Source organism: Massilia sp. UBA6681 (assembly GCF_002454935.1).
GTDB classification, from domain to species: Bacteria; Pseudomonadota; Gammaproteobacteria; order Burkholderiales; family Burkholderiaceae_D; genus Telluria; species Telluria varians.
In genome coordinates, this window is record NZ_DKJX01000120.1 from 1 (window position 1) to 12081 (window position 12081).

General features: G+C 67.1%; 12 protein-coding genes. 2 read left to right on the top strand and 10 right to left on the bottom strand.

Translation table 11 applies throughout. The annotated features are described in order from the left end of the window. Positions 1–127: 127 nt before the first annotated feature. From B2R83_RS21900 to B2R83_RS21945, 10 genes are all read right to left on the bottom strand, one after another. Positions 128–583, bottom strand: coding sequence for a hypothetical protein (locus tag B2R83_RS21900; protein WP_292044972.1), 456 nt, complete (start codon positions 581–583; stop codon positions 128–130). Between the two features lie 16 nt (positions 584–599). Then, the gene (locus B2R83_RS21905; protein WP_292044973.1) at positions 600–1703 is read right to left on the bottom strand and encodes a formate dehydrogenase subunit gamma; all 1104 of its coding nucleotides are present in this window, start codon (positions 1701–1703) and stop codon (positions 600–602) included. Between the two features lie 10 nt (positions 1704–1713). Beyond that, positions 1714–1929, bottom strand: a complete 216-nt coding sequence (locus B2R83_RS21910) for a hypothetical protein (RefSeq protein ID WP_285378872.1) — start codon at positions 1927–1929, stop codon at positions 1714–1716. Next, on the bottom strand, positions 1926–2609 hold the full coding sequence (gene fdh3B / locus B2R83_RS21915) for a formate dehydrogenase FDH3 subunit beta (protein WP_292044977.1): 684 nt from the start codon (positions 2607–2609) through the stop codon (positions 1926–1928). Before fdh3B ends, B2R83_RS21910 begins: the two co-directional genes overlap by 4 nt. A gap of 38 nt (positions 2610–2647) precedes the next feature. Next, complete coding sequence (locus tag B2R83_RS21920) at positions 2648–5467, bottom strand: formate dehydrogenase subunit alpha (RefSeq protein ID WP_292044979.1); 2820 nt, start codon at positions 5465–5467, stop codon at positions 2648–2650. 19 nt (positions 5468–5486) lie between these two features. Continuing rightward, complete coding sequence (locus tag B2R83_RS21925) at positions 5487–5741, bottom strand: twin-arginine translocation signal domain-containing protein (protein ID WP_292044981.1); 255 nt, start codon at positions 5739–5741, stop codon at positions 5487–5489. 17 nt (positions 5742–5758) lie between these two features. After that, a complete protein-coding gene (locus B2R83_RS21930; protein ID WP_292044983.1) occupies positions 5759–6448 on the bottom strand; it encodes a TorD/DmsD family molecular chaperone in 690 nt (229 codons plus the stop codon). A 95-nt stretch (positions 6449–6543) separates the two neighbouring features. Further along, positions 6544–6687: a DUF2474 domain-containing protein gene (locus B2R83_RS21935; protein WP_292044985.1), complete on the bottom strand. Its 144-nt coding sequence runs from the start codon at positions 6685–6687 to the stop codon at positions 6544–6546. Continuing rightward, positions 6687–7706, bottom strand: a complete 1020-nt coding sequence (gene cydB / locus B2R83_RS21940) for a cytochrome d ubiquinol oxidase subunit II (protein ID WP_292044987.1) — start codon at positions 7704–7706, stop codon at positions 6687–6689. The genes B2R83_RS21935 and cydB overlap by 1 nt, the downstream gene beginning before the upstream one ends. Further along, positions 7696–9180, bottom strand: coding sequence for a cytochrome ubiquinol oxidase subunit I (locus tag B2R83_RS21945; RefSeq protein ID WP_292044990.1), 1485 nt, complete (start codon positions 9178–9180; stop codon positions 7696–7698). Before B2R83_RS21945 ends, cydB begins: the two co-directional genes overlap by 11 nt. Before the next feature lie 407 nt (positions 9181–9587). Here B2R83_RS21945 and B2R83_RS21950 point away from each other — a divergent pair, with 407 nt between their 5' ends. Beyond that, positions 9588–11237 carry a hypothetical protein gene (locus B2R83_RS21950; protein ID WP_292044994.1) on the top strand — a complete coding sequence of 550 codons (1650 nt, stop codon included), beginning with the start codon at positions 9588–9590 and terminating at the stop codon, positions 11235–11237. Positions 11238–11318: 81 nt separating this feature from the next. After that, positions 11319–12080 (top strand): fumarate/nitrate reduction transcriptional regulator Fnr, encoded by a 762-nt coding sequence (fnr, locus tag B2R83_RS21955; RefSeq protein WP_027863600.1) that lies wholly within the window; start codon positions 11319–11321, stop codon positions 12078–12080. Position 12081: the final 1 nt, after the last annotated feature.

Sequence of the window (12081 nt, forward strand, 5' to 3'; positions counted from 1 at the left end):
GCGGCCTTCTTGGCGGCGGCCTCCTGCTGCTGGGCCGGGGTCGGCGGCTTCAAGGCCGCCCAGCTGGAAGCGCTGCAGGCCAGCAGGCCGGCCAGCACCCAGCGCAATGGGCGATGTGTATTCATGTTCATTGCTTGGCTCCCAGTGTTCCCGGCGCGGCGGGGCCTTGCGGGGCCGCATTGGTGGCGGCCGGCGCCTCCACCGTGCCCGGCGCCGGCGCCGCCGGTTTGCCGTTGTCGCCAGGCTGCGTTTGCGTTCCCGGCTGCGCACCGGATGACGGCGCGACACCGGAGGACGGCCCGCCGCCGGTTTCGGTCGTGGAGCCGCCGAGTTGCGCGCCGCCGGTATTGCCGCCTGAACCGCCGGCAGTGCCCGGTTGCCCGCCGGCGTAGGTCGCATCGGTGACCGGCTTGGCCGTGCTGGCGATGATGGCGCCCGCGGTGCGGCCGCCGGCCGTGACCTGGCCCGGGTACTTGGTCTGTTCGATGCCGCCCACGCTCGGGTTGCGGCCGCGGTCGCAGCCGCTGGCCAGCACCGCAAACAGGGCCAGCGCGCCGTGGGTGATGATGGTGGATGCTTTCATGGTGGTCCTCTATGCCTCAGGCGGCCGGGCCCGGACGCGGGCTCGGGCGGCCCGGCCTGGCGTCGGGGTGCGGACGGTGCGCCGGGTCGCTCGCGGTACCGTTGCGGACCTGCTCCAGCCACAGCGAATGGTGGGCGGCGGCCCAGTTCTCGTCGACGTGGCCTTCGCGCATGGCCTGGTAGGCCCCCGGCGTGCCCCAGGTACCGATGTAGATGTGGCCCATCGCGGCGGCGATGTACAGGGCGGCGCCGCCGATGTGCAGGTAGTTGGCCACCTGCAGCACGTAGCGGGTCTGACCGAAGGTGACGAAGTCCAGGATCAGGCCGGTGATCGACATGAGGATGCCCAGCAGGGTCACGCCGAGCCAGAACCATGCCTTTTCGCCCGCATTGAAGAAGCCGGCCGGCGGATGCTTGTGCGATACCAGCCCGCCGCCCTGCTTCACCCACTGCCAGTCGTTCCGGTTGAAGAAGTTACGGCGCAGGAAGGTGATGAACATCAGCACCGAGCAGACGATGAACAGCGGCCCGACGAAGTTGTGCAGGTACTTGGAAATGATGGCGAACCAGGAGAACAGGTCGTGTCCCATCCAGGGCAGCATGATCTTCTTGCCGTACATGATGATGATGCCGGTAATCGCCAGGGCGATGAAGCTGTAGGCCGTGGCCCAGTGTACCTGGCGCTCCCATTTGGTGAAGCGCTTGATCTGGCGTCCGGACGGCGGTACTTCCTTGGCGGCGCCGACCGCCTTGTAGAACACGAAGATCAGGAGCGGCACCGCCAGCAGGATGAAGCCGGCGATGCTGGCGAGCGGGCCGTTGCGCAGGTGGCGCCAGGTGTTGCCGCCGCGCTGGACGATGACGTTGGCCTCGGTGGCGCCGTACTGGCCCAGGAAGTGGCGGTCCATGTGGACCCGGCCCGAGGCCGCGTTGGTCAGGCCCGGCTCCTTCACCACCGAATCGCCTTCGATCTGGAGCATGGTCTGCTCCTCGGCATAGGCGGGCTTGGCGTCCTTGTTGGGTACGCCGGCCCAGGCGGCCGTCGACAGCAGTGCCAGCACCAGGCCAGTAATCAGCAACTGCGTCAGCAACTGCGACGCGCGCGAGGAAATGGCGTGCATGGTCGGCTCCTCAGGGGTTGGCCCGGTTGTATTCGTTCTGCTTCATGGCACGGTTCTGGACCGTGGCCGACCAGGCCAGCCTGTCATTGTGGAAGCGTTGCTGGAAATGGCGCTGGTCTTCCTTGCCTGCATATTCGCCGTGCAGCCAGCCGGGGAACTGCTCGACCTCGAGGCAGCCGGACAGCAGCAGCGGCAGCGCCAGGACGCAATAGCGGAGCTTTTTCATTGGACAATCCTCCCCGGGTCGTTCTGCACGTCGCCGACCTGCTGGTTCACCCGCGGCAGGTCGCCCTTGGTCTTGATCTCGCCGCCGCGCTTGGGCCGGCCGTAGGCGATCTTCCAGCCCCACAGCTCGGGGCCGTAGCCGCGCGTCTCGACGCGCTGGCGGTAGATGTCGGCGATCTGGTTCGCCTCGCCGCCCAGCAGGGCCTTGGTGCCGCACTGCTCGGCGCAGGCCGGCAGCTTGCCTTCGGCGATGCGGTTGCGGCCGTATTTCTTGAACTCGGCTTCCGACGTATCCGGTTCCGGGCCGCCGGCGCAGAAGGTGCACTTGTCCATCTTGCCACGGTGGTTGAACATGCCGGTCTCCGGGAACTGCGGCGCGCCGAACGGACAGGCGTAGTAGCAGTAGCCGCAGCCGATGCACTGGTCCTTGCTGTGCAGGACGATGCCGTCCTCGGTGTGGTAGATGCAGTTGGTCGGGCACACCGCCAGGCAGGGCGCGTCGGTGCAGTGCATGCACGCCACCGACACCGAGCGCTCGCCCGGGATGCCGTCGTTGATGGTCACCACCCGGCGCCGGTTGATGCCCCAGGGTGTCTCGTGTTCGTTCTTGCACGCGGTCACGCAGCCGTTGCAGTCGATGCAGCGCTCCGTGTCGCAGATAAATTTCATTCTCGCGGCCATGCCGTTCTCCTCCGCTCTTCAGTTGATCTCGATGCGCCTCAGGCCTTGACGATCCGGCACTGCGATACCTTGGTTTCCTGCATCATCGTCACGGCGTCGTAACCGTAGGTCCAGCCCGTGTTGCAGGCCTCGCCGCGCACGGTCGGCGCGCCGCCTTCCGGGTAATGGCGCTCGAGGTCCTCGCCCATCCACCAGCCGCCGAAGTGGAACGGCATCCAGACCAGGCCGATCGGCACCCGCTCGGTGACCATCGCCATCATCTTGAGGCGCGCCCCGGTCGGGGTCTCGACCCAGACGTAGTCGCCGACCTTGGCCGCGATCTGGGCCGCGTCGCGCGGGTTGATCTCGACGAACATGTTCTGCTGCAGCTCGGCCAGCCAAGGATTCGAGCGGGTTTCCTCGCCGCCGCCCTCGTACTCGACCAGGCGGCCGGAGGTCATGATCAGCGGGAAGTCCTTCGAATAGTCGACCTCCTGCACCGACTTGAACAGCGTCGGCAGGCGCCAGAAGTTGGCCTTGTCGTCGTAGGTCGGGTACTTGGCGACCAGGTCGCGCCGCGGCGAAGCCAGCGGCTCGCGGTGGGTCGGCACCGGATCCGGGAAGTTCCACACGTTGCAGCGTGCCCGTGCATTGCCGAAAGGCGCGCAGCCGTGGCCGATGACGACGCGGATGATGCCGCCCGAGTTGTCGGTCTTCCAGTTCTTGCCCTCGGCCATCGCCTGCTCCTGGGGCGTGAGCTCGGCCCACCAGCCGAGCTTCTTCAGGAACACGTGGTCGAACTCGGGGTAGCCGACGTCGAGCTGGCTGTCCTTGTTGGTCGAGCCGTCGGCGGCCAGCAGCGACTCGCCGTTGTGCTCGACGCCCCAGTTGGCGCGGAACGGCAGGCCGCCCTCGGCCACCGACTTGTTCAGGTCGTACAGGATCGGGGTGCCGGGATGCTTCATTTCCGGCGTGCCCCAGCACGGCCACGGCAGGCCGTAGTAGTCGCCCTTGCAGGGACCGTCGTCGGCGCGCAGGGTGGTCGGGTTGAAGGTGTGCTTGTTCTCCATGTGGAGTTTCAGGCGCTCCGGCGAGCAACCGGTGTAGCCGATGGTCCAGCAGGAGCGGTTGATCTCGCGCAGGATATCCTCGACCACCGGCTCGTTGAGCACCACCTTGATGTTCTTGCACAGTTCGTTGTGGAAGCCCAGCTTCTTGGCGAACAGGTACATGATCTCGTGGTCGCTCTTGCACTCGAACAGCGGCAGGATGACGCGCTCGCGCCACTGGATGCTGCGGTTGGAGGCCGTGCACGAACCCGAGGTCTCGAACTGCGAGGCGGCCGGCAGCAGGTAGACGCCGTCGGTGCGCCCGTGCATCGAGGCGGTCATGCTCGGGTAGGGATCGATCACCACCAGCATGTCGAGCTTCTGCATGGCCGCCTTCATGTCCGGCAGGCGGGTCTGGCTGTTGGGCGCATGGCCCCAGTAGAACACGGCGCGCAGATTGCTCGGCTGGTCGATGTACTGGTTTTCTTCGTTGACCGCGTCGAACCAGCGCGACACCGTGATGCCCGGCTTTTCCATCAGCTCCTTGGAGCCGAAGCGCGACTTGATCCATTCGTAGTCCACGCCCCAGACGCCGGCAAAGTGCTTCCAGGCGCCCTCGGCGATGCCGTAGTAGCCCGGCAGCGAGTCGCCGTTGGGGCCGACGTCGGTGGCGCCCTGCACGTTGTCGTGGCCGCGGTAGATGTTGGCGCCGCCGCCCGGGACACCGATGTTACCCAGCGCCAACTGCAAGATGGACAGCGCGCGCACGTTGGCGGTGCCGACTGTGTGCTGGGTGATGCCCATGCACCAGACCACCGAGGAAGGCTTGTTCTTGGCCAGCATCTCGGCGGCCATCTTGACCGAGGCTTCCGGCACGCCGGTAATGTCGGAGACCTTATCCGGGGTCCATTTTGCCACTTCCTTGCGCACGTCTTCCATGCCGTAGGTGCGGGCCGCGATGTATTCCTTGTCCTCCCAGCCGTTCTGGAAGATGTGCCACAGGATGCCCCATACCAGCGGGATGTCGGTGCCGGGGCGCACCCGCACGTAGTGGTGGGCGAAGCGCGCGGTGCGGGTGAAGCGCGGATCGATCACGATCATCTTCGCGCCCAGCTCCTTGGCGTGCAGGAAGTGCAGCATCGAGATCGGGTGGGCCTCGGCCGGGTTGGAGCCGATGAACATTACCGCCTTGCTGTGGTGCAAGTCGTTGAAGGAGTTGGTCATCGCCCCGTAGCCGAAGGTCTGGGCCACGCCCGCGACCGTGGTCGAGTGGCAGATGCGCGCCTGGTGGTCGCAGTTGTTCGAGCCCCAGAACGAGACCCACTTGCGCAGCAGGTAGGCCTGTTCGTTGTTGTGCTTGGAGCTGCCGATCACCATCAGCGCGTCCGGCCCGGATTTCTGGCGCAGCTCGATCAGCTTGTCGCCGATCTCGTTGATGGCCTGGTCCCAGGACATGCGCACGTATTTGCCGTTCACCAGCTTCATCGGGTAGCGCAGGCGGTGCTCGCCGAAGGCGTGCTCGCGCACCGAGGCGCCCTTGGCGCAGTGCGCCCCCATGTTGATGGGCGAATCGAAGGCGGCTTCCTGGCGCACCCAGACGCCGTTGGCCACCACCGCGTCCACCGAGCAGCCCACCGAGCAGTGGCTGCAGATGGTGCGCTTGATCTCGGTGGGCACCGGGGCGTCGGGGGCCTGGTCGGCATGCGCCGGTTCGATCACGTTCAGCGGCAGCTGCCTGGCCAGGGCGCCGGCGCCGGCGGCGACACCGGCGCCGACCAGGAAGCGGCGCCGTTTGAGTCCGCTGTCGCGGACGGACTTCACGAGGGACATGCTGGTTCTCCCTTTGTGCTCACCAGTAGGCGGCGGTCTCGTAGTAACGGCGGATATGCTCGGTTTCGTGGTAGCCGCGCTTGACCTGCGGCTTCGCGGCGGGCGGGGGCGCCGGCGTATCGGCGGCCTCGGCGGTGCCTGCCACGACGGCCAGCGCTCCCAGCGGCGCGGCCTTCAGGAAGCCGCGGCGGCTGGGATCCGGCACATCGTGCCCGGCGCCTGCGGCCGGCTTGCCGTCCTGTCCGTGTTCAAGTAGCTGCGGATGCTGTTCCATGCTGTGCCTCGCTTCAGTTAAACCATTGATTCAGTGAGCGCTTCCCCGACCACGAAGGCTTCGGCTTCGATGGCGAGGAAGGCGCCGGCCAGGCGCGCGACCAGCCGGTAATAATTGGCGCCCTCGCTTGATGCGATGTCGGCCAGGCAGCGTTCGTACCAGGGCGCGATGTGGACTTCGAAGAAGGCCTGCTGCCGCGCGAGCGGCTGGCGCGCAATGCCGGGCGCGCCGGTGATCAGGACGCGCATCGTCTCGCACAGGGCGCCCAGGTGGTCTTCGAATTCGCCGACGCCGCGCACCCGGCCGATGCCGAAGCGCGCCAGGTCGGCGCGCAGCTCGGCCAGCGGGGTGTCGTTCATGAAGCCGGCCAGGTAGCGCGAGCCGTAGGGATTGACGGGCGGCGTGCCGACGCTGATGAAGAGCGCGTCGAACTCCTCGGCCACCGCATCCGGGTCCATGACGCCCGAGGCCAGGCTCAAGGCTTCCCAGGCCTGCTCCAGGGCCGGATCGCCCCCTTCGGAAAGGATGGGGTCGGCATGCGCCAGCGCGTCCAGCAGGGCGCCGTCCGGCGCCGCCAGCAGCAGGCGCGACAGCAGCGCATACAGATCGGCGCGCGCCTGGTCCTCGCCCGACAGCGGTAGCGGTACGGCGACAGTGATGGCGGGGTCGGCGGGACGGTTGATCGACGGCGCGTCAGGGTGGGACACGTGCTGCTCTCCTGTTGGCAAAGGGTCACCAGCAGTGTAGTCCTCCAGCGCGGCAGGCCGCGCACGGTTGATGACACGGTGCCATCAAATCATGCTCAACGCATGCCCAGGGCATGCATGAGGGTCCGGATCACGTAGGCTACCACCGACAAGGTAAACACGCCGCCGAGCCAGAGTGCCGCCATCCAGGCCAGGCGCCGCAGCCATTCGCGCCGGGTCACCTTTCGTGGCCCGACCATCAGTGATACCCCGCGTCGGCCTTGACCTTGCCCCGGAACACCCAGTACGACCAGGCCGTGTACATCAGGATGATGGGCAGGATGAACAGGGTGCCGACCAGCGCGAAGCCCTGGCTGCTGGGCGGCGAGGCCGCTTCCCAGATCGAGATCGCGGGCGGCACGATATGGGGCCAGATGCTGATCGCCATGCCGCTGTAGCCGAGGAAGATCAGGGCCAGCGACGCCACGAAAGGCACACGGTGCGGCATGTGCTCATCCCGGCCGTTGAGCGAGCGCAGCAGCAGCACGATGAACACCGCCACCAGCACCGGCACCGGCGCCAGGAACACGATGTTCGGGAAGCTGAACCAGCGCGCCGCCACCGCCGGGTCGCGCCAGGGCGTCCAGATGCTGACGATGACGATGGCCGCGAGCAGCATCAGGGCCAGGGGACGCGCCACCTGGATCATGCGCGCCTGCAGCTCGCCCTCGGTCTTCATCACCAGCCAGGTGGCGCCCAGCAGGGTGTAGGCGATCATCACCCCGAACCCGGCCAGCAGCGGGAAGGGTGCGATCCAGTCGAGCGGCCCGCCGGCATAGCTGCGCCCCGACACCGCGATGCCGTTGAGAAAAGCGCCCAGCGAGACGCCCTGGAAGAAGCTGGCCACCACCGAGCCGCCGATGAAGGCCTTGTCCCACAGGTGGCGCTCGTGATCCTTGGCCTTGAAGCGGAATTCGAAGGCCACGCCGCGAAATACCAGGCCGACCAGCATGAAGATCAGCGGCAGGTACAGCCCCGACAGGATGATCGAATAGGCCACCGGGAAGGCCGCCAGCAGCCCCTCGCCGCCCAGCACCAGCCAGGTCTCGTTGCCGTCCCAGACCGGCGCCACCGTGTTCATCATGGTGTCGCGGTCGCGCTTTTTCGGGCTGAAGGGAAACAGCAGGCCGATGCCCAGGTCGAAGCCGTCCAGCAGCACATACATGAAGACGGCGAAGAAAATGATGATCGCCCAGATGACGGTGGTGTCAATGCCCATGACCGGGTTCCTCCTTGTCGCGGCCGAGGCGATCCGGGCTGGCCTCGCCCTCGTCGTCGTCGTTCTGCACGTCGGCGGCCGACAGCGGCCGGCTGGGCGTGCGTTCCTCGCCCGGGCCGCCCCGGGCCGGCGTATGCAGCTCGAAGCGCTGCGGCCCCTTGCGCATCATGCGCAGCAGGTAGACGGTGCCGGTGCCGAACACGAAGATATAGGCCACCACGAACAGGGCCAGGGTCAGGCCGAGCTCGGCGGCGCCATGCTTCGATACCGCGTCGGCGGTGCGCAGCACCCCATACACGACCCAGGGCTGGCGGCCCACCTCGGTGGTGGTCCAGCCGGCCAGGATGGCGACCAGTCCCGCCGGCCCCATCCACAGGGCGAAGCGCAGGAACAGACGGTTGCGCCACAGGCGCGCCTCCCCTTCCCGCTTGCGTCGCAGCCACAGGCTCCAGGCGCCGAGCGCGATCATGAGCAGGCCCAGGCCCACCATCAGGCGGAAGCTCCAGAACACAATCAGCGAATTGGGCCGCTCGTCGCGCGGGAAATCCTTGAGTCCGGGGAACTGGCCGTTCCAGGAATGGGTGAGGATCAGGCTGCCCAGGTGCGGGATGCCGACCGCGTACTTGGTGCGTTCCTCTTCCATGTCGGGCACGCCGAACAGCAGCAGCGGGATCGCCTGGTCGCCTTCGTTCTGCCAGTGCCCTTCCATGGCCGCCAGCTTGGCCGGCTGGTGCTTCAGGGTGTTCAGGCCGTGGAAGTCGCCCACCACCGCCTGGATCGGCGCCACCAGCAGGATCATCCACATCGCCATCGACAGCATCTTGCGCACCGCCGGATTGTCGCGGCCCCTGAGCAGCTGCCAGGCTCCGGTGGCGCCGACGATCAGGGCCGTGGTGAGATAGGCGGCGATCACCATGTGCAGCAGCCGGTACGGGAAGGACGGGTTGAAGACGATCGCCAGCCAGTCGGCCGGGACCATGCGGCCGCCTTCGATGGCATAGCCCTGCGGGGTCTGCATCCAGCTGTTGGCGGCCAGGATCCAGGTGGCCGAGATCAGGGTGCCGACCGCGACCGCGCAGGTGGCCGCGAAGTGCAGGCCGGGGCCGACGCGGGTCCAGCCGAACAGCATCACGCCCAGGAAGCCGGCTTCGAGGAAGAAGGCGGTCAGCACCTCGTAGGACAGGATCGGACCCATGATGCTGCCGGCGAACTCGGACAGGTAGCTCCAGTTGGTGCCGATCTGGTAGGCCATCACGATGCCCGACACCACCCCCATGCCGAAGCAGACGGCGAAGATCTTGAGCCAGTAGTGGTAGAGGTCGACGTAGACCTGGCGCTTCGTGCGCAGCCAGCACAGCTCGAGCACGGCCAGGTAGCTGGCCATGCCAATCGTGATCGCCGGGAACAGGATGTGGAAGGACATCGTGAACGCGAATTGCACGCGCGCCAGATCCAAAGCGGACAAACCGAACATGCGGGCCCCTTTTGCTCGTCGTACTCCGTTGTGGTGTCCAGAATCTAGCATGCGGGAAGGGTGCGCACGCTTGGCGATGTCGATTTGATACGCCAAAACCTGGCTTCGGCGGCATGCGGGTCGCTTTTTATGCATGCGCAGGACCGGGTCTGCTTTCGGCGTCGAAACCTTTCCTTCCCACAGAAAACTCGGGGTCACTGATCCATATTAATGACCCGTCAGATCGATCCTGCCGACTCAAACCACTCGTCTATATTGGCTGACGATTCGAGCCCGGCGGCAGCCGGAATCCTGTGTATCCAGCATGCATGCGGACTCGCGATCCGGCGGCCCGTGCGCCGGCAAGTTCATCGGCTCGGCCCGCTACAACCCGATCATCAACCCTTGAAGCGCACCAAGAGATTCCCATGGCACCAAACGATCGTCTCGACCAGGACGCAGCACTGCTCCTCGACCCCGGAACGCAGGAGCGCGCGGATTCATCAAGCACCGAAGGCTCCTGGGCCGTCGCCGAAGCGAGCGTCGGCACGGAAGGCGTGCAGCCCGCGCTGCAGGGGACCGGATTGACCTACCGCCACGACTGGGGCATGCGCCGCGGCGAATGGCTGCTGCGGCTCAACTGGGACCTGATCCAGCCCGGCTCGCAGGTCTTCGTGGCCATCGGCGAAGGCGTGCCGGGCGGACCGCCCGCCGGCAAGTTCATCGGCGCGGCCCGCTACACCCTGCACAACGTCGCCCCGCGCTTCAACGGCGTCGACATCAGGGTCAACATCGAGTGGAGCGCCGACATTTCGCTGTACGTCGACTACCTCGTCGTCAACCCGCCCGCGGCGCCCCCTGGCCTGCGCACGGTCTCGGTCACGGTGCACCGCCACAGCAGCGTGGCCCTGAGCGAAGCCGAGGCCGACCGGATCCTGGCCGACATGGGCACGATCCTCCAGAACGACGACACCGGGCCGGACGTCGCGACCCCGGTCCGTTTCGTGCGCAACGGCGCGGTCCGGCTGCTGCCGGCGAACATCCCCGGCACCATCCAGACGTCAAACGACCTGAATGCCCTCCTGACCGCAGGCAGCGGGGTCAAGATCGTGCAGGCCATCCGCTGGTGCGGCGGCCCCGGCGACGGCATCATCGGCTGCGCCCCGGTCGGCAGCGCCTCGGTCAACGTGGCCGCGGTGCGCTTCACCGCGAACCAGGAAGGCCTGATCTGGGTGCACGAGTACGACCACAACTGCGGCCTCAGCCACCGCACCGACGACCCGCGCGCGGTCATGTACCCGTCCGTCGGCGCCGACCACCACGTGGTCAACGCGGCCGAGTCTTCGGCCTTCCTTTCGGGCCCGCTCAGCATCAGCGGCAAGGTGATGGCCGCCGGCGGCTGCTCCTGCGGCGCAGGCGGCCTGGCGCTGCCTGCCGACGTGCGCGACTTCGTCTCCCAGCACTGGATCGAGGGCGTGCCATGGGAGCTGGCCTCGCAGTACGGCGAGAAGGACGCCCGCCTGCTGCTGGACTGGCTGGTGAACGAGCCGGAGCAGCACGAGGAGTTCCTGACCCAGATCGTGGCCACCCTCGGCTACATCGGCAGCGAGATCGCGGTCCAGCCGATGATCGACTTCGTCCAGCAGCCGCGCGCCGGCCGTGCCGTGTTCAATGCCAGGAACACGGCCCTGCTGCGCCTCGGCGACCTGGCCAACCGGTCCGGCAGCCGCGCGGCGCTCGATTTCCTGGCGCGGGTCGCCGGCGACATGGACCTGGCGCGCACGCTGGCAGCGCCCCAGGCCAGCGCCGAGCTGCAGGCGGCCAAGGCGGCGCAGGACGTGGTGGCGCCGAGCCTCGACACCCTGGCCGCCGAGCTGGCGGTGTCGGCCACCTTCGGGCTGGCGCTGGCGGGCACGGCGCAATCGCAGCAGGCCGTGGAAGCGCTCAAGGGGAACGCCGACGCCTTCGCGACCGTGAACCAGGCGGCGCAGGAAGCAGCCGAGGTCGCCGCGACCGTGCGCGCCAAGGGCCGCCAGGAGTACTACAGGATGAAGGCGGAACACCGGCATCACCTGTAATCGGGCTTGTTATTTGGAAATGAAACCCGCGGACGCGGCCTTTGTCTATAATGGCCGCGTCAGCATTTTCGTTTCCATGCCATGAACCAACCCATCTCGCTCCCGGGCGAAGCGAAGGTCATCCAGGCCCTCAAGGCCAGCTGCAGCGCGTGCAGCATGCACCAGCTGTGCCTGCCGATGGGCCTCGAGGATGCCGACATCAATCGCCTCGACCAGATCATCGGCCGCCGCCGCCGCCTCGCGCGCGACGAGCGCCTGTACGCCATGGGCGAGCCCTTCCGCAACCTGTACGCGGTGCGCTTCGGCCATTTCAAGACCTATCAGGTGAACGCCGCCGGCGAAGCCCAGATCACCGGCTTCCAGATGGCCGGCGAACTGCTGGGCATGGACGCCATCAGCGGCACCCACCATTGCGACGCCGTGGCCCTCGAGGACAGCGAGGTGTGCGAGATCCCGTTCTCGCGCCTGGAAGAGCTGTTCGGCCACGTGCCGGCCCTGCTGCGCCACTTCCACCGCATCATGAGCCAGGAAATCACGCGCGAACAGAACGTTATGCTGCTGCTCGGCAATATGCGGGCGGAGCAGCGTTTTGCCGTCTTCCTGGTCAACCTGTCGGCACGCTACGCGGCGCGCGGCTATTCGCCGCACAGCTTCCAGCTGCGCATGTCGCGCGAAGACATCGGCAACTACCTCGGGCTCACCATCGAAAGCATCAGCCGCCTGCTGTCGCGCTTCAAGAAGCAGGGCTGGCTGCAGGTCGACAAGCGCGAAGTCACCCTGCTCGACCCGGCCAAGCTCAAGGCGCTGGCGGCCGGCACCGACGTCTGCAGCCCGATGGGCTAGG

Coding starts and splice junctions, on each gene's coding strand:
- B2R83_RS21900 (WP_292044972.1), bottom strand. CDS start 583: ATGAAAGCATCCACCATCATCACCCACGGCGCGCTGGCCCTGTTTGCG.
- B2R83_RS21905 (WP_292044973.1), bottom strand. CDS start 1,703: ATGCACGCCATTTCCTCGCGCGCGTCGCAGTTGCTGACGCAGTTGCTG.
- B2R83_RS21910 (WP_285378872.1), bottom strand. CDS start 1,929: ATGAAAAAGCTCCGCTATTGCGTCCTGGCGCTGCCGCTGCTGCTGTCC.
- fdh3B (WP_292044977.1), bottom strand. CDS start 2,609: ATGGCCGCGAGAATGAAATTTATCTGCGACACGGAGCGCTGCATCGAC.
- B2R83_RS21920 (WP_292044979.1), bottom strand. CDS start 5,467: ATGTCCCTCGTGAAGTCCGTCCGCGACAGCGGACTCAAACGGCGCCGC.
- B2R83_RS21925 (WP_292044981.1), bottom strand. CDS start 5,741: ATGGAACAGCATCCGCAGCTACTTGAACACGGACAGGACGGCAAGCCG.
- B2R83_RS21935 (WP_292044985.1), bottom strand. CDS start 6,687: ATGGTCGGGCCACGAAAGGTGACCCGGCGCGAATGGCTGCGGCGCCTG.
- cydB (WP_292044987.1), bottom strand. CDS start 7,706: ATGGGCATTGACACCACCGTCATCTGGGCGATCATCATTTTCTTCGCC.
- B2R83_RS21945 (WP_292044990.1), bottom strand. CDS start 9,180: ATGTTCGGTTTGTCCGCTTTGGATCTGGCGCGCGTGCAATTCGCGTTC.
- B2R83_RS21950 (WP_292044994.1), top strand. CDS start 9,588: ATGGCACCAAACGATCGTCTCGACCAGGACGCAGCACTGCTCCTCGAC.
- fnr (WP_027863600.1), top strand. CDS start 11,319: ATGAACCAACCCATCTCGCTCCCGGGCGAAGCGAAGGTCATCCAGGCC.